Annotated in this window: 18 protein-coding genes and 1 pseudogene; 13 read left to right on the forward strand and 6 right to left on the reverse strand. The window is 69.1% G+C overall.

Going from position 1 to position 15,145, the window contains the following annotated elements:
* The 4 genes and pseudogenes from QQJ79_RS12660 to QQJ79_RS12675 form a co-directional block, all read right to left on the reverse strand.
* A pseudogene (locus tag QQJ79_RS12660) lies at positions 1–201 on the reverse strand (divergent polysaccharide deacetylase family protein); the annotation flags it as partial.
* Positions 202–318: 117 nt separating this feature from the next.
* The gene (locus QQJ79_RS12665) at positions 319–1,689 is read right to left on the reverse strand and encodes a S41 family peptidase (RefSeq protein WP_284223283.1); all 1,371 of its coding nucleotides are present in this window, start codon (positions 1,687–1,689) and stop codon (positions 319–321) included.
* 179 nt (positions 1,690–1,868) lie between these two features.
* The gene (locus tag QQJ79_RS12670; RefSeq protein WP_284223284.1) at positions 1,869–2,276 is read right to left on the reverse strand and encodes an acyl dehydratase; all 408 of its coding nucleotides are present in this window, start codon (positions 2,274–2,276) and stop codon (positions 1,869–1,871) included.
* Between the two features lie 13 nt (positions 2,277–2,289).
* Positions 2,290–3,312 carry an NADP-dependent oxidoreductase gene (locus QQJ79_RS12675; protein ID WP_284223285.1) on the reverse strand — a complete coding sequence of 341 codons (1,023 nt, stop codon included), beginning with the start codon at positions 3,310–3,312 and terminating at the stop codon, positions 2,290–2,292.
* Between the two features lie 325 nt (positions 3,313–3,637).
* Between QQJ79_RS12675 and QQJ79_RS12680 the strand changes: the two genes are divergently transcribed.
* A complete protein-coding gene (locus QQJ79_RS12680) occupies positions 3,638–3,913 on the forward strand; it encodes a hypothetical protein (protein ID WP_284223286.1) in 276 nt (91 codons plus the stop codon).
* Between the two features lie 60 nt (positions 3,914–3,973).
* On the opposite strand, the gene phyR is transcribed toward QQJ79_RS12680, so the two are convergent.
* Positions 3,974–4,771 carry an anti-anti sigma factor/receiver protein PhyR gene (gene phyR / locus QQJ79_RS12685; RefSeq protein ID WP_284223287.1) on the reverse strand — a complete coding sequence of 266 codons (798 nt, stop codon included), beginning with the start codon at positions 4,769–4,771 and terminating at the stop codon, positions 3,974–3,976.
* Between the two features lie 192 nt (positions 4,772–4,963).
* Here phyR and nepR point away from each other — a divergent pair, with 192 nt between their 5' ends.
* From nepR to QQJ79_RS12715, 6 genes are all read left to right on the forward strand, one after another.
* Positions 4,964–5,161: an anti-sigma T factor NepR gene (nepR, locus tag QQJ79_RS12690; protein ID WP_284223288.1), complete on the forward strand. Its 198-nt coding sequence runs from the start codon at positions 4,964–4,966 to the stop codon at positions 5,159–5,161.
* On the forward strand, positions 5,158–5,769 hold the full coding sequence (locus QQJ79_RS12695; RefSeq protein ID WP_284223289.1) for a sigma-70 family RNA polymerase sigma factor: 612 nt from the start codon (positions 5,158–5,160) through the stop codon (positions 5,767–5,769). The genes nepR and QQJ79_RS12695 overlap by 4 nt, the downstream gene beginning before the upstream one ends.
* Before the next feature lie 4 nt (positions 5,770–5,773).
* Entirely contained in the window at positions 5,774–7,558 is a 1,785-nt protein-coding gene (gene phyK, locus QQJ79_RS12700) for a sensor histidine kinase PhyK (protein ID WP_284223290.1), read from the forward strand.
* A 41-nt stretch (positions 7,559–7,599) separates the two neighbouring features.
* Positions 7,600–7,737 (forward strand): entericidin EcnA/B family protein, encoded by a 138-nt coding sequence (locus QQJ79_RS12705; RefSeq protein WP_284223291.1) that lies wholly within the window; start codon positions 7,600–7,602, stop codon positions 7,735–7,737.
* 168 nt (positions 7,738–7,905) lie between these two features.
* Positions 7,906–9,570: an MFS transporter gene (locus tag QQJ79_RS12710; RefSeq protein WP_284223292.1), complete on the forward strand. Its 1,665-nt coding sequence runs from the start codon at positions 7,906–7,908 to the stop codon at positions 9,568–9,570.
* On the forward strand, positions 9,571–9,789 hold the full coding sequence (locus tag QQJ79_RS12715) for a hypothetical protein (RefSeq protein ID WP_284223293.1): 219 nt from the start codon (positions 9,571–9,573) through the stop codon (positions 9,787–9,789).
* Between the two features lie 3 nt (positions 9,790–9,792).
* On the opposite strand, the gene QQJ79_RS12720 is transcribed toward QQJ79_RS12715, so the two are convergent.
* The gene (locus QQJ79_RS12720) at positions 9,793–10,269 is read right to left on the reverse strand and encodes an Lrp/AsnC family transcriptional regulator (RefSeq protein WP_284223294.1); all 477 of its coding nucleotides are present in this window, start codon (positions 10,267–10,269) and stop codon (positions 9,793–9,795) included.
* A 143-nt stretch (positions 10,270–10,412) separates the two neighbouring features.
* On the opposite strand from QQJ79_RS12720, the gene ald reads away from it, so the two are divergent.
* The 6 genes from ald to QQJ79_RS12750 all read left to right on the forward strand — a co-directional run bounded on the left by ald (position 10,413) and on the right by QQJ79_RS12750 (position 15,085).
* On the forward strand, positions 10,413–11,531 hold the full coding sequence (ald, locus tag QQJ79_RS12725) for an alanine dehydrogenase (protein ID WP_284223295.1): 1,119 nt from the start codon (positions 10,413–10,415) through the stop codon (positions 11,529–11,531).
* Positions 11,532–11,626: 95 nt separating this feature from the next.
* Complete coding sequence (gene obgE / locus QQJ79_RS12730) at positions 11,627–12,685, forward strand: GTPase ObgE (protein ID WP_284223296.1); 1,059 nt, start codon at positions 11,627–11,629, stop codon at positions 12,683–12,685.
* Positions 12,686–12,742: 57 nt separating this feature from the next.
* Entirely contained in the window at positions 12,743–13,420 is a 678-nt protein-coding gene (locus QQJ79_RS12735) for a nicotinate-nucleotide adenylyltransferase (RefSeq protein ID WP_284223298.1), read from the forward strand.
* 97 nt (positions 13,421–13,517) lie between these two features.
* Complete coding sequence (gene rsfS / locus QQJ79_RS12740; protein WP_284223299.1) at positions 13,518–13,922, forward strand: ribosome silencing factor; 405 nt, start codon at positions 13,518–13,520, stop codon at positions 13,920–13,922.
* A gap of 12 nt (positions 13,923–13,934) precedes the next feature.
* Positions 13,935–14,399, forward strand: coding sequence for a 23S rRNA (pseudouridine(1915)-N(3))-methyltransferase RlmH (gene rlmH, locus QQJ79_RS12745; protein ID WP_284223300.1), 465 nt, complete (start codon positions 13,935–13,937; stop codon positions 14,397–14,399).
* Entirely contained in the window at positions 14,399–15,085 is a 687-nt protein-coding gene (locus tag QQJ79_RS12750) for a hypothetical protein (protein WP_284223301.1), read from the forward strand. The genes rlmH and QQJ79_RS12750 overlap by 1 nt, the downstream gene beginning before the upstream one ends.
* Positions 15,086–15,145: the final 60 nt, after the last annotated feature.

A 15,145-nucleotide genomic window follows, 5' to 3' on the forward strand; every position in this document is an offset into this window, starting at 1 on the left:
CGAGGGGGCGCCGGCGCGGGGATCGCCCAGCACGGTGACGAACAGGGCGGCGGCCCCGAGCAGCAGCAGGCCGGCGCCGGCGACGGCGACCGGCGGCTTCCTCAGGATGCGGCCGACAGGGGCGAGGTTTTCACGCAACGACCGGCGCACCGGGGGCGCTCCGGCGGTGGTGGCGAGGACAGACTGGCGCTTGGCGAACATGGGCAGGACTGGACGCTCGAACGGGGGTCCGCGAAGCGGACTCCTTCAGGGCTCACAGTGGCGGGCGTCGGTTAAGAAAGCCTAACGCGCCGTTAGCCATCCAGCGCCCGTCTGGCGTCAGTTGTCCGGCCCGGGCTCCGGCTCGGCTGCGGCCAGGGCCGTGCCCGGCGGGGTCACCACAATGCCCTCGGGCGCGGCGGCCAGCTGGGCCAGGCTCCCGCCGGCGCGCAGCACGTCGAAGGCCCGCTCCAGCTGATAGTCCTTGTCCTCGGGCCAGTCCTCGCCGGGGGCCTCGTGCGGGGTGTGCGGCCCCTTGCGTTCGGCGCCGATCGAGGCGTCCAGCGCCGTGGCGTAGGCGGCCTCGGAATAGATGAAGTTGGACCGCGACACGATCCGCGCCTCGGCCAGCGAGCGGGACACTTCCAGATCGGGCTCGATGCCGATCTTCTGGATCGAGGCGCCCGACGGCGTGAAATAACGCGCCGTGGTGATCGACAGGGCGCCGTCCGCGCCGTTGCGCAGGGGAATGACGGTCTGGACCGAACCCTTGCCGAAGCTGGTCAGGCCGACGATCGTCGCCCGCTGATGATCCTTCAGGGCGCCGGCCACGATCTCCGAGGCCGAGGCCGAGCCGTAGTTGATCAGCACCACCAGGGGCGCGCCGTCGGTCAGGTCGCCCGGTCGCGCGCCATAGCGCTGGATCTGGTCGGCCTTGCGCCCGCGCTGGCTGACGATCTCGCCGCGCTCGAGGAAGGCGTCCGACACGGCAATGGCTGCGTCCAGCAGGCCGCCGCCATTGTTGCGCAGGTCCAGCACATAGCCCTTGATGCCGGGGTTCTCCGCCTTGAGCCGGGCGATGGTCTCGCCCAGTTCACGCCCGGTGTTCTCGTTGAAGGTCGAGACGCGCAGGTAGGCGAACTCGCCCTCGATGCGGCCGGTGACCGACTCGATCTTGATGACCTCGCGCGTCAGGGTGACCTCGCGCGGCTCCTCGCCGTCGCGCAGGAAGGTGACCCGCACCGAGGTGCCGACCGCGCCCCGCAGCTTTTCGGAGACCTGGCTGACCGTCAGGCCCGCGGCGCTCTGGCCCTCGATGGAGGAGATGACGTCCCCGGCGTTCACGCCGGCGCGGGCGGCGGGCCCGCCGTCCATCGGCGAAATCACCTTCACCAGCCCGCCCTCGGCCTGGATGGTCAGCCCCACGCCGGAATAGGCGCCCGAGGTGCGCTCCTGCAGTTCGTCGAAGCCGGCCGGCGGCAGATAGTTGGAGTGGGGGTCCAGCGCCCCCATCATGCCCTGCAGCGCCGCCTCGATCAGCTTCTTGTCGTCGACCGGCACGACATAGGCCTGTTCGACGATGCCCAGCACGTCCCCGAACAGAGCCAGCATCCGGAACGCCTCATTGCGGGGCGTCTGGCCCGTGGCGGACGCGGCGCCGAGCCCCACCAGGGTCACGGCGGCGGCGCCAACCAGCAACAATTTACGCATCGGGTCTCTTTCAGCGAACGGGGAGGCGGCTCTTGGTCAGGCAGTTACGGGCCGACCGGCGACGAAAACGTGGCCGATCGGCGATTCCCGGATAAAATCAGCGTCATCGGCGGATGGGAAGCGGTTTCGTCGGGAAGGGGACGGCTGGCGGCCGGGGTCCTGACCCTGATCACCCGCCCCTACCTTCGGGCCAGCAACGCCCGCGTCAGACATGAGAAGACGAGACGGCCCGCTTCGTCGAGCAGGTCGTGCTGGGCGATGACGATGCCCTTCTCGTCGCCGACCGGATCCTTGCCCATGACCGTCATCCGGCCGCGCATCAGCTCGCCCGCCGGCGGATTGCGCATATAGCGCAGGCCGTCGACGGCCAGCACCTTGGACTGGGCCCAGCCGGAGGCCTTGTCGGCGAACAGCCGGCTCCACAGCGCATAGACCAGGGCGTCCGGCGCGCCGTAGGACGCGTCCCAGCCCGGCAGGAAGCGTTCGACGAACACGTCCAGCGACGCCGGGTCCACCATACAGGCGCCGAGGGGCACGACCTCGCCCACGCCCAGATCCTCGAAATGGACGAGCAGGGGCTCGGTCATCAGCGCGTTCCCATCAGCCCGCAGGCTCTTCCGACACCCGGACCAGCAACTTGCCGTCATGGTCGCCCGTGAACAAGCGGTTCAGCGAATTCACCGCGCCTTCGAGCCCGTCATCGACGTGGACCTTCCACTTGACCTCGCCGCTCTGCAGCCAGGGGCCCATTTCGGCGACCATCTCGCGGGCGCGGTGGGCGTAGTCGAGGACCAGGAAGCCCTGGATGTTGAGGCGATGGGTGATGATCCGGCTGAAGTTCGGCGACGGCGGCGCCTTCGTGGCGTTATAGGCCGAGATCAGGCCGCAGACCGCCATCCGGCCATGGGTCTTCAGGCGATTGTAGACGGCGATCATGATGTCGCCGCCGACGTTTTCGAAATTGAGATCGATCCCGTCGGGCGCCAGCCGGTCCAGCGCCTCGCCGACATCCTCGTTCTTGTAGTCGACGGCGCCGTCGAAGCCGAGCTCCTGGGTCAGCCAGCGGCATTTGTCGGCGCCGCCCGCGATGCCGATGACGCGGCAACCCCGCGCCTTGGCCACCTGACCCGCGATCGAACCCACGGCCCCGGCGGCGGCGGAGATCACCAGCGTCTCGCCGGCCTTGGCCTTGAGCACGTCGGTCACGCCGAAATAGGCCGTCATCCCGGTCATGCCGAGCACGCTGAGATTGGCGGTCAGCGGCATGCCGGGCGCGCGGTGGACCTGTCGCAGCTCCATCTCGTTGACGACAGCATAGTCCGCCCAGCCGCCGGACATGGGGGTGACCACATCGCCGGCCCGGAACCGGCTGGACCGGCTTTCCTCGACCACGCCCAGGGTCAGGCCGCGCATGACGCCGCCGATCGGCACCGGCGGCAGATAGCCCTCGGCGTCGTTCATCCAGGTGCGGTTGGTGGGGTCCAGCGACAGATAGACGGTGCGGACCAGCACCTGGGATTCGTTCAGGGCGGGAACCGGCGCCTCGACCAGCTCCAGATCCCCCGGCTGGATCAAGCCCCGGGGCCGCTGGCGCAGCACCCACTGACGATTCACGCGAGCCATGGCCATCTCCGGGTCTTTGTGGGGTTTTCTTTGTGAACCCGCATAGTCTGCAAGGCGCGGCCTGCTGTCCAGCCGGAGCAAAGAAAAAGGCGGACCGGAAGGTCCGCCTTGAAGTGGCATCATCGAGAATGAGGCGCGGAGGCGACAGGCCGGCTTGCGCCAGCCTCAAGTCGGGGGGCGTCGCCGCCTCCGCATGCGAATAACGGCGGCTCCCGGATCGGGTTCCGGAGTTTCTGAATCTTTTTTCGCGCGCCGGGCGACACCGGAACAGCGGCGCTTCGGACCGCGTTCAGGAGGTCGGATACATCGCTCACGGAGCCGCGCCATGACCCATCAATCGCCCCACGACAAGGCCGCCGACGCGGTGCACGAAGGCCGGCCGGTCGAGGCCCAGTATGTTCGCGGCGGCGGCAAGGGCCGGCGCATCCTGACCATTCTGCTGGTCTCGCTCACGGCTGTCGCCGTTCTGCTGCTGGGCATGTGGGTCGTCAGCCAGGGCGGTTTCGCTGACACCAACCCCAATACGGGCGCCCAGGCTGTCGATGTGCAGGCGTTCGACGACACGGGGGCTGCGCCGGCGCCCACACCAGCGCCGCAGTAGGCCGGATACGAAAAAGCCCCGGTCCTGCGACCGGGGCTTTTCCTTGTCCGGGGAGAGAGTCTACGCCGCGGCCTTCTGGCGCGACGGGTGGAAGAACAGCGCCTGACTGATCGCCGCCTTCACCGTTTCCGGCTGGAAGGGTTTGGTGATCAGGAAGGTCGGCTCGGGCCGTTCGCCGGTCAGCAGCCGCTCGGGGAAGGCGGTGATGAAGATGACCGGCACGTCGATCCGCTTGAGGATGTCCTTGACCGCATCGATGCCCGAGGAGCCGTCAGCCAGCTGGATATCGGCCAGCACCAGGCCGGGACGGTGGCGGGCGACGGCGTCGACGGCCTCGTCATGGGTGGTGGCGGTGCCGGTGACGCGGTGGCCCAGTTCCTTGACCAGGCTTTCGATGTCGGCGGAGATGATCGCCTCGTCCTCGATGATCAGAACATCGGTGGCCAGTTCGGCGTCGATATCGGTCTGGGCCTCCGAGATCAGGCGTTCGACGTCATGGGCGTCGGCGTCGAGGATCTGGGCGGCCTCGGACGGCGTGAACCCCTCGAGCGCCGTGAGAAGGAAGGCCTGGCGCGAGCGCGGGGCGATGCGCATCAGTCGGCGCGAGGCGTCGTCGTTGCGCCCCTCGAGGCCGCTCTTGTCCTCGAGCTGCGCTCCGGTGGTGGTCCAGATGGCGTGGAAGACGTGATAGAGTGCTACGCGCGGCGTCATTTCCGCCGGCAGCTGGCGTTCGCCGGCGGCCAGCGCCTCCAGCGCGACCCGGACGTAGTTGTCGCCCGTGGTCTGGTCGCCGGTCAGCGCACGCGCGTAGCGACGGACGTAAGGAAGATGCGGCGCAAGGCGGGCCAGCAGGCTCATGTATCAAGTCCCCGACGAATTACGGCTCCCACCTTGGAGCCGCTGCAGTGCCCGTCAACGTATCAAATCGGCCACGGTTCCGCTTCGGGACGCAAGCTTGAGCATTTATTGCTCCTTCCCTAGGAACCCGGCCTGCGGGGCGGCGTTTCGGCACTCGCAACAACTATCGTCAGGGTGGCGGCCGTTTTCTCAATGACAGACAATTCCAATCCCCCCGGCAAGCCTCCCAAGGGCGGCGCGAGCCTGGAGGAAGCCCGACTTCGCCAGCAGGCGATCGGCGTCAAACTGCGTCACATGTTCGACGAAGTCGTGAACGAGCCCGTTCCGGACGAGTTTCTCGACATCCTGCGTCGGGCCGACGTGCGCTCCGCCGAGGGGCGCGGCGAATGAGCGGCGCCTCCAGCCCGCCGCCCAAACCCCCTTCAGCTGACGACGACGCCTTCAAGCGGGAGTTGGTCGTGCTGATCCCGCATCTGCGGGCGTTCGCGCGCACCCTGACCGGCGATCCGACCGCGGCCGACGATCTGGCCCAGGACGCCATGATGAAGGCGTGGGACGCGCGCGCCAGCTATCAGATGGGCACGAATATGAAGGCCTGGACCTTCATGATCCTGCGCAACCAGTTCTATTCCGAGAAGCGCCGTTCGTGGCGCCAGACGCAGCTGGACCAGGAGGCCGCCGAGCGCACCCTGGTGGCGGTGGACGATCCGGAATCGCCGGTGGCGCTGGACGAGCTGCGCCTGGCCCTCGCGACCCTGCCGGAAGAACAGCGTGAGGCGCTGATCCTGGTCGGCGCCGGCGGCTTCGCCTACGAAGAGGCCGCTGAAATCTGCCAGTGCGCCGTCGGCACGGTGAAGAGCCGGGTCTCACGGGCCCGCAAGGCCCTGCAGGCTACGCTGGAAAAGGGCGGCTACGCCCGCGACGGCCGCGCCGCCGGCGACGCCATGCGCTCCATCCTTGCGGCCGCCGACCGTCTGAGCAGCGTCAGGCAAGGCTGACGCTGTGGTCCAGTTCGGCCGAGCGATCGCCAGGGGCGTGGGACGGGGCCTGGGCCCCGCGAGATTCCAGGGCATACGCTTCCGGCTGGGTCTCTGGCTGGCCATCGCCCTCCTGCCCCTGCTGATCCTCGGCGGTTTTCAGGCCGCGTCGGCGTTCCGGGCCCAGGACGCCGAACGCCGGTCCGACCTGCAACTGGCCGCCGAACGGAGCGCAGCCAACGCCAAGGCCCGGCTGGACAGCACCGGCATCCTGCTTCTGGCCCTGAGGCCTGAAGCCCTTGAGATGTTTTGCCAGCCGCGGCTCAGTGATCTGGTCGCCCGTCTTGAAGGCCTGAACGGGCTTGTGCGCCTGACGGCGACCGGCGCTACGGCCTGCGCCTCGGACAGCCTCGCTGCAACGCCTCCGGCCTGGCTGACCCAAGTCCAGGCCGCCCCCTGGTTCGAACGTCTTCGCGCGGGTGAGGGCACCGTCCTGGCGCGCGCGCCGGCCGCCGCCGGCCAGCCGGCGGGGCTGATCGTCGCCATCCGGCTGGAGCGGCCGATGGGCCGCTTCGACGGCGCCATGGTCGCCCTGATCCCGCTGTCGAGCCTGCAACCCGACATGGACGATCCCTCCCTGCCCGAGGGGTCGCAGGCCGCGCTCACCGATGCGGACGGGCGGCTGCTGACCGCCACCGACATCGACGCCTTCACCCTGACCGGCGACGAGTCTCTGACCGGATGGGTCCAGCGCGCGCGCACGGGCGCCTCGGCGATCTTTGAAGCCGACGATGCGGACGGCCGCCATCGGGTCTACGCCGGGGCGGCGATCGCCGGACGGGACGTCTACGCCCTGCTGTCGGCGCCGGCGCCGGGGCTGCTCTCCTGGGCCCGGCTGAATCCGGTCGGCGCCCTGCTCATGCCGCTGCTGGCCTGGCTTCTGGCCTTTACAGCGGTGATGTGGGTCAGCGAGCGGGTCGTGGTCCGCTGGCTGAACTATCTGGAGCGGGTGGCGTCTATCTATGCCAAGGGCCGGTTCTCGGTCCGTCCGGTCCAGGCCATGAACGCCCCCGCCGAGATCCGGGTGCTGGCGCGAACGCTGGACGAACTGGCCGAGTCCATCGTCACCCGCGATTCCGCCCTCACCGCCTCGCTGGAGGAGAAGGACGCGCTGATGCGCGAGATCCACCACCGGGTGAAGAACAATCTGCAAATCATTTCGTCCCTGCTGTCGATGCAGCAGCGGGCCCTGACCGATCCGGCGTCCAAGGCGGCGGTCGGCGACACTCGCCAGCGCATCTCGGCGCTCGCCCTGATCTATCGCACCCTCTACCAGAGCGACGATCTGCGTTACGCCGACGCCCGCATTTTCCTGACCGAACTGGTGGGGCAGCTGGTCGCCAGTGAAACGGGACGCGGCCAGCTGGTCACCTCCTCGGTCGAGGCGGATTCCCTGGTCGTCGACCCTGACAAGCTGGCGCCCTTGGCGCTCTGGCTGGTCGAGGCCGTGACCAACGCCCAGAAGCACGCCTTTGTCGGACGGGGCGGCGATCTGAAGGTCCGGTTCTTCGTGCGCGGCGACACCAGCGTTCTGGAGGTCCAGGACGACGGCCCGGGCGTCAGCGAGACCTTCCGCGCCGGCGTGGGACGCACCCTGATGGGCGCTTTCGCCAAACAGCTTCGGGGCTCGGTCGAAATGGTCCCGGCCGAAGGGGGCGGCATGATCGCCCGGATGACCTTCGCCACGCCCGAGGCCGTCATGCCGACTGATCCCGCCGATCTTGGAACCGCTGCGGCGCCCCGACGTTGATACTTCAGACGCCGCCTCCCCGGCCTCAAGGAGTTCGTTAGATGCGCAAGATTTTCGTCCTGTTCGCCGCCGCCGCCGCCCTGACCACCGCCGCGTGCAACACCGTCTCCGGCGTGGGCCGCGACGCCTCGGCCGCCGGCCAGGCCGTGACCGGCGCCGCCGAAGACGCCAAGAACTAGACACCCCCTTCCCGGCCGCGATTCCCCCCCGACGCGCGGTTCGGTTGAAGAAGGCCCGCCGGCATCCCCCCGCCGGCGGGCCTTCGCTATTTGCGGCGCCGTCAACGCCGTCTAGCATCCCTGTCCAGGCGTCCGCAGAGACGCCGCAATGACGCGGGGAGGCGATCGATGACGGATACGGCTGAGACCAGGGCGGACCCGAGCCTGAGAACGGTGGTGGTCGCGTCGGCCGCCGGCACCGCCTTCGAATGGTATGACTTCTTCGTCTTCGGCTCCCTGGCCACCGTCATCGCGCGGCATTTCTTCGCCGACGCCGGCGAGACCGTCGCCTACATCCTGGCCCTGCTGACGTTTGGTCTCGGCTTCATCGTCCGCCCGCTCGGCGCCCTGGTGTTCGGCTGGTTCGGCGACCGCACCGGGCGCAAGACCACCTTCCTCGTCACCATCACCCTGATGGGTGTGGCCACCGTGGCCATCGGCCTGTTGCCCGACTATGGCCAGATCGGCCTCGCGGCCCCCATCCTGCTGCTGATCATGCGGGTGCTGCAGGGCTTCGCCCTGGGTGGCGAGTACGGCGGCGCCGCCATCTATGTCGCTGAACATTCGCCGCCGAAGAAGCGCGGCCTGCTGACCGGATGGATCCAGACCACCGCCGCCTTCGGCCTGATCGGCGCCCTGTCGGTGATCCTGATCACCCGCCAGATCGTCGGCGTCGAGGCCTTCGACGAATGGGGCTGGCGCATCCCCTTCCTGCTGTCCGCCCTGTTGCTGGCGGTGTCGTTGTGGATCCGGCTGAAGCTGAACGAGAGCCCGGCCTACCAGCGCATGGAGGCGGAGGCGTCCGACAGCGACCACCGCGCGCCATACAAGGAAGCCTTCTTCCAGTGGGGCAACGGCCGGTTCGTGCTGATCGCCCTGTTCGGCATCATGATCGCCCAGGGAGCGGTCTGGTACTGTGGCTATTTCTACACCCGCTTCTTCATGGAGCGGGTGCTCAAGATCGACGTGAACACGGTCGACCAGTTGGTGCTGATGGTGACCATCGCCTCGGCGGGCCTGTACGTCTTCTTCGGCTGGCTGTCGGATCGGGTGGGGCGCAAGCCGGTGATGCTGTTCGGCATGATCCTGGCGCTGGTCGCCTTCTTCCCCGGCTTCCACGCCCTGACGAAGGCCGCCAATCCGGCCCTGGCGGAGGCGCAGGCCGCCGCCCCCGTGACCGTGGTCGCCGACCCCGCCACCTGCGCCCTGCAGTTCGATCCGATCGGCAAGGCCGCCTTTTCCAGTTCCTGCGACATCGCCAAGAGCGTCCTATCCAACGCCGGCGTCTCCTACGGCAACGCCGAGGCCGCGCCGGGCTCGGTCGCCATGGTCCGGGTCGGCGGCGTCGAGATCGCCTCGGTCGAGGGGGCGGGAATGGACCCCGCCGCGCTGAAGGCCGCGCGCACCGGAGTCGAAACCCGCCTCAAGGCGGCGCTGGTCGAGGCCGGCTATCCGGCCAGGGCCGATCCGGCGCGGATCAACATGCCGCTGGTGTTCGGCATATTGATGATCTTCATGGTCGCCGCCACGGCCCTGTACGGACCCCAGGCGGCGGCGCTGGTCGAGCTGTTCCCGACGCGGGTGCGCTATACGGCGATGAGCCTGCCCTACAACATCGGCACAGGCTGGGTCGGGGGGCTGCTGCCCGCCGCCAGCTTCGCCCTCGTGGCCTGGTCGGGGAACATCTATTTCGGCCTCTGGTATTCGGTGGCCTTCACGGCCCTGGCCGCCATCGTCGCCCTGATCTGGTTGCCGGAGACCAAGGGGCGGAATCTCGACACGATCGGGGCCTGAGTGACGGCGGTGACGCGGCGACGGTTCAAGCCTCTGGTCTGGCCGGTCGCGCTGCTGATCGTCGGCGCGGCGGCCAACTGGCTGGCGGAGTTCGCCGTCGGCCGGTGGCAGGACTATCAGTTCTACAGCATCTCCCGGCCGGTGGCGGACCTGCTGCTGATCATCGGTGCGGTCTGGCTGGTGGTGGCGGTCATCCGCGTGTTGCGCCGCCGCGGCTGAGCGTCAAACCGGGAGAGCCCCCCGCTTGACCACCGTGCGCATGGCCACGCTGGAAGACACCCGGGTCACGCCGGGGATGCGGGTCAGTTCACGCGAGTGCACGCGTTCCAGGTCATCGACGTCGCGCACCACCAACCGCAGCAGATAGTCCGAGCCGCCGGTCATCAGATAGCATTCGACCACCTCGGGCACGGTCGAGATGGCGGTCTCGAAGGCGGTCAGCGAGGCTTCGGCCTGGGACGACAGGGTTACGGTCACGAAGACGCTGATCGGCAGGCCGACGGCGCGTTCGTTGATGATGGCGGCGTAGCGGCTGATGACCTCGGCGGCCTCCAGCGCGCGCAGCCGACGCAGGCAGGCGCTCTCGGACAGGTTCACCGTCCGGGCCAGATCGGCGTTGGTCATCCGCCCGTCCCCTTGCAGGGCGCGGATCATCTTGCGGTCGGTGTCGTCGAGCGCGACAGCAGAAACGGTCTTCAAAGACGCACTCCTTCGCAGAGTCTGCGACTTTACATCGTTCACGCGCCGAAAAGAACAGGAACCTGCGACGGAACCGCCGCTAGATTGCCGCGCGAAACGCGGCCGCCGCAGATCGGCCCGTCCCGTCTGAAGAGGAAACGGTCATGCGCGTCGGCGTCCCCAAGGAAATCAAGAAGAACGAACACCGCATCGGCCTGACGCCGACCGCGGTGCGCGAATACGTGGCCCACGGGCACACGGTCTCGATCGAGACCGGCGCCGGCCTCGGCGCGGGCTTCACCGACGCCGACTACAAGAAGGCCGGGGCGAAGATCGTCGCCGATGCGAAGACCATCTTCGCCGACAACGACATGATCGTGAAGGTGAAGGAGCCGCAGAAGGTCGAGTGGGAAATGCTCCGCGAGGACCAGATCCTGTTCACCTACCTGCACCTGGCGCCCGATCCCGAACAGACCAAGGGGCTGATCGCCTCGAAATGCGCGGCCATCGCCTATGAGACCGTGACGAACGCGCAAGGGGGGCTCCCCCTGCTGGCCCCGATGTCGGAGGTCGCCGGACGCATCGCCGTCTTCTCGGCCGCCGAGACCCTGCTGAAGCACAACGGCGGCATGGGCCTGCTGTTCTGCGGCGTCCCCGGCGTGGCGCCCGCCCGCGTGCTGGTGCTGGGCGGGGGCGTCGTCGGCCTGAACTCGGCCCGCATGGCCATGGGCCTGGGCGCCGAGGTCGTGGTCCTCGAACGCTCGATCCCGCGCATGGCCTATATCGACGAGGTCACCAACGGCCGCGTCATCACCCGCTATTCCTCGATCGGGGCGATCGAGGAGGAGATGGTCAAGGCCGACGTCATCATCGGCGCCGTTCTGGTCCCGGGCGCCGAGGCGCCCAAGCTGATCAAGCGCGAACACCTGAAGCAGATGAAGCCAGGCTCGGTGCTGGTCGACGTCGCCATCGACCAGGGCGGATGTTTCGAGACCAGCCACGCCACGACCCACGAAGACCCGACCTATGTCATCGACAACGTGGTCCACTATTGCGTCGCCAACATGCCCGGCGCCGCCCCGCGCACCTCGTCGGAAGCCCTCAACAACGCCACCCTGCCGTTCGGCCTGGCCCTGGCCGACAAGGGCCTCGAGGCGCTGAAGCAGAACCCGCACCTGGCGCGCGGCCTGAACGTGCTGAAGGGTGAGATCACCTATCCGGCCGTCGCCGAGGCGCTCGACATGCCGTGGAGCGATCCGTTCGGGGTGTGGGCGAAGGGCTGAAGGTCGAAACGGGTATCCCTCCCCCTCCGGGGGAGGGAAATTCCATGAGCGCGACCCGCCTGTAATTCGCCGCGCTTTTCCTACATAAGCCCGCGATGAAGTTTCTCGACCAGGCCAAGATCTACATCCGCTCCGGCAACGGCGGGGCGGGCGCCGTCTCGTTCCGGCGGGAGAAATTCATCCCGAACGGCGGGCCCGACGGCGGGGACGGCGGCAATGGCGGCAACGTCTGGATCACCGCGGCCGACGGCCTGAACACCCTGATCGACTTCCGCTACCAGCAGCATTTCAAGGCCGCGACCGGCACCCACGGCATGGGCCGCCAGATGCACGGGGCCAAGGGCGAGGACATCATCCTCAAGGTCCCGGTCGGCACCCAGGTGCTGGACGACGACAAGGAAACCGTGCTGCTGGACATGGACTATGTCGGCAAGACCGAGATGCTGCTCAAGGGCGGCAACGGCGGCTGGGGCAACGTCCATTTCAAGGGCCCGTCCAACCAGGCCCCCGCCTACGCCAACCCGGGCCAGGAAGGCCAGGAGCGCTGGATCTGGCTGCGGCTGAAACTGATCGCCGACGTCGGCCTGGCCGGCCTGCCCAACGCCGGCAAGTCGACCTTCCTCGCGGCGGCCTCGGCGGCCCGGCCCAAGATCGCCGACTATCCGTTCACGACCCTCGTGCCCAACCTCGGCGTGGTCGACCTGTCGCCCACCGAGCGGTTCGTCATCGCCGACATCCCCGGCCTGATCGAGGGGGCGTCGGAAGGCGCCGGCCTCGGCACCCGCTTCCTCGGCCATGTCGAGCGCTCGGGCTGTCTGATCCATCTGGTCGACGGCACCCAGGACGACGTCGCCGGCGCCTATCGCACCATCCGTCACGAGCTGGAGGCCTATGGCGCCGGCCTGGCCGAAAAGGCCGAGGTGCTGGCCCTGAACAAGGTCGACGCCCTGACCCCCGAGGCGCGTGAGGAAAAGGCCGCCGAGCTTGAGGCCGTCGCGGGCCGTCGGCCCATGCTGGTGTCCGGCGTCTCGGGCGAGGGCGTGACCGAGCTGCTGCGCGCCGCCTGGACCGAGGTGCGCAAGGACCGCGGCGAGATCGCCCCCGCCGAGGAAGACGAGACGGTCATGGAGACCCCCGGCGGCTGGGAGCCGTAGCCCCGCCCGTCCCGGCGTGTTAGCTCCCTTGTGAGCATAAGCCCCCGCGAGCCCGTCTTGTCCTTCTTCCACGCCGGACCCGCGCCGAAAGCCAGAGGGCCTCGTCCCGGCGCCCTGCGTGACGGTCTGGACCTGCAGCCCGGCATGGCCGTCGGCCTGTTCGGCGGCTCCTTCAATCCCGCCCATGACGGCCACGCCCATGTGGCCGAGACGGCGCTGCGGCGGCTGGGGCTGGACCGGGTGGTCTGGCTGGTGTCGCCGCAGAATCCGCTGAAGGACGCCCGCGACAGCGCCCCGCTGGCCGAACGGATGGCCTCGGCGCGCGCGGCGGCGAAGCTGGCGGCGGACGGGCGGGCCATGGTCATCTCGGACTTCGAGACCCGCGTCGGGACGCAATGGACCATCGACACCCTGCGCGCCCTGACCGCGCGCCACCCCGGCGTGCGCTTCGTCTGGCTGATGGGCTCCGACAATCTGGCCAGTTTTCACAAATGGCGCGGCTGGACCGACATCATGCGGATGATGCCCATGGCGGTGATCGCCCGCCCGGGCTCGCTGCACCATAGCCGCACCGCCCCGGCCGCCGCCCGCTTCGCCTCCGCGCGGGTTCCGACCGCCCAGGCCACCCTTCTGGCCGGCATGGAGGCGCCCGCCTGGACCTGGCTGACGGCCCCGCTGAATCCCCGGTCCTCAACGGCGCTGCGGGCCGCGCGTGACGCCGCCGCGCATTTGTGATAGGCTGCCGCTTTAGTAATCTCCCCGGAGCCCTCCGCTGACCCCCTCGCCCGCGCACGATGCGCAAGACGACGCCGTCTCCAACACGGCGCACGAGATGGACGAATTCGAACCCATCCGCTCCGAAGACGGTCCGCAGGCTCCCCTTCCCGTCGGCTCCACCGCTCTGGAAACGGCGATCCTGGCGCGCCTCGACGACGACAAGGCCCAGGACATCGTCCTCATCGACCTGAAGGGCAAAAGCCCGATGGCCGACACCATGATCATCGCCTCCGGGCGGTCGCACCGTCACGTCGGCGCCCTGGCCGACCACCTTCAGCGCACGCTGAAGGAAACCGGCCTTGGCAAGGTCAAGGTCTCGGGCCTGCCGCACTGCGACTGGGTGCTGCTGGATGCGGGGGACGTCATCGTCCACCTGTTCCGCCCGGAAGTGCGCGCCTTCTACAACATCGAGAAGATCTGGTCGGTCGAGAGCGGCCACCGCGTCGACGCCCGCGCCTGATCTCCTGAACCGATGAAGCTGGCCGTCATCGCCATCGGCAAGCCGGGGCGGGGACCCGAGGCCGTGCTGGCGGCCGACTACGCCGACCGCGCCACCCTCGCCGGGCGGGCTCTGGGGCTGGGGCCGCTCGAACTGGTCGACCTCGAAGCGCGCAAGCCCGGCAAGGCGGCCGAGGCCGAGCTGATCCTCAAGGCCGCCGAGGGCGCGCATCTGATCGCCTGCGACGAACGCGGGAAGACCTTCTCTAGCCGCGCCTTCGCCGACCATATCGCCCTGCTGCGGGACCGCGGCGAGCGCCGGCTGGTCTTCGCCATCGGCGGGGCCGACGGGCTGGACGAGAGCGTCCGCGCGGCCGCGGGCTCGACCCTGGCCTTCGGACCCCAGACCTGGCCGCATGCGCTGGCGCGGGCCATGCTGGCGGAACAGCTGTATCGCGCCGTGACCATCCTGGCCGGATCGCCCTATCATCGCGACTGATGCGTCCGCTGATCCTTGTCCTCAGTCTGAGCCTGATCGCCCTGCCCGTGGCGGCGATCGCGCGCCAGTCTCCTCCTGACGGCGAGGTCAAACGGCTTCAGGCCGAGTTCCGCGACGAACGCGCCCGCGCGCGGCGACTGCGCGACGAGGCCGCGGCGGCCGCCCGCGAGATTTCCGGACTGGAGCGCCAGCTCACCGAACTGCGCACAGCCGTCGGACAGGATGACGCCGTGATCGCCGGCCAGAGAGCGCGGCTGCGCGAGCTGAGCGCCCGCGAGGCCGCACTGGTGGCCCAGCTGTCACGGGCGCGCGGCCGCCAGGGCCGGCTCCTGTCCGCCCTGCAGATGATGAGCCGCCGTCCGCCGCCGCCGCTGCTGATCCCCGCCGACAAGGCGGTGGACACGGTGCGGGCCGCGATCCTGATGCGCGCCATGGCTCCCGGGTTGCAGGCCCGGGCCCAGGGACTGGCCGACCGTCAGGCCGAGGTCGTGCGCGTGCGCCGCCTCAGCGCCCTGAACAGCGAACAGCTGTTCACGACCGAGAGCGCGCGGGGCGACCGCCGCGCTGAAATCGAAGCCCTGACCGGACGCAAGACCGCGCTTCAGGCGGTGCTGAGGGCCGAGGCCGAGGGCGCCGAGAGGGCCACCCGCCTGCTGGAGGCGCGGCTGCGATCCCCTCGGTGCTGAGGGCCGAGGCCGAGGGCGCCGAGAGGGCCACCCGCCTGCTGGAGGCGCGGCTGCGATCCC

Origin of the sequence: Brevundimonas denitrificans, assembly GCF_030160755.1 — a bacterium.
In the GTDB taxonomy this organism is placed as follows: domain Bacteria; phylum Pseudomonadota; class Alphaproteobacteria; order Caulobacterales; family Caulobacteraceae; genus Brevundimonas; species Brevundimonas denitrificans.

Excerpts from the sequence above, each read along its gene's own strand:
- QQJ79_RS12665 (WP_284223283.1), bottom strand. The coding sequence starts at position 1,689 with ATGCGTAAATTGTTGCTGGTTGGCGCCGCCGCCGTGACCCTGGTGGGG.
- QQJ79_RS12670 (WP_284223284.1), bottom strand. The coding sequence starts at position 2,276 with ATGACCGAGCCCCTGCTCGTCCATTTCGAGGATCTGGGCGTGGGCGAG.
- QQJ79_RS12675 (WP_284223285.1), bottom strand. The coding sequence starts at position 3,312 with ATGGCTCGCGTGAATCGTCAGTGGGTGCTGCGCCAGCGGCCCCGGGGC.
- QQJ79_RS12680 (WP_284223286.1), top strand. The coding sequence starts at position 3,638 with ATGACCCATCAATCGCCCCACGACAAGGCCGCCGACGCGGTGCACGAA.
- phyR (WP_284223287.1), bottom strand. The coding sequence starts at position 4,771 with ATGAGCCTGCTGGCCCGCCTTGCGCCGCATCTTCCTTACGTCCGTCGC.
- nepR (WP_284223288.1), top strand. The coding sequence starts at position 4,964 with ATGACAGACAATTCCAATCCCCCCGGCAAGCCTCCCAAGGGCGGCGCG.
- QQJ79_RS12695 (WP_284223289.1), top strand. The coding sequence starts at position 5,158 with ATGAGCGGCGCCTCCAGCCCGCCGCCCAAACCCCCTTCAGCTGACGAC.
- QQJ79_RS12705 (WP_284223291.1), top strand. The coding sequence starts at position 7,600 with ATGCGCAAGATTTTCGTCCTGTTCGCCGCCGCCGCCGCCCTGACCACC.
- QQJ79_RS12710 (WP_284223292.1), top strand. The coding sequence starts at position 7,906 with ATGACGGATACGGCTGAGACCAGGGCGGACCCGAGCCTGAGAACGGTG.
- ald (WP_284223295.1), top strand. The coding sequence starts at position 10,413 with ATGCGCGTCGGCGTCCCCAAGGAAATCAAGAAGAACGAACACCGCATC.
- obgE (WP_284223296.1), top strand. The coding sequence starts at position 11,627 with ATGAAGTTTCTCGACCAGGCCAAGATCTACATCCGCTCCGGCAACGGC.
- rsfS (WP_284223299.1), top strand. The coding sequence starts at position 13,518 with ATGGACGAATTCGAACCCATCCGCTCCGAAGACGGTCCGCAGGCTCCC.
- rlmH (WP_284223300.1), top strand. The coding sequence starts at position 13,935 with ATGAAGCTGGCCGTCATCGCCATCGGCAAGCCGGGGCGGGGACCCGAG.
- QQJ79_RS12750 (WP_284223301.1), top strand. The coding sequence starts at position 14,399 with ATGCGTCCGCTGATCCTTGTCCTCAGTCTGAGCCTGATCGCCCTGCCC.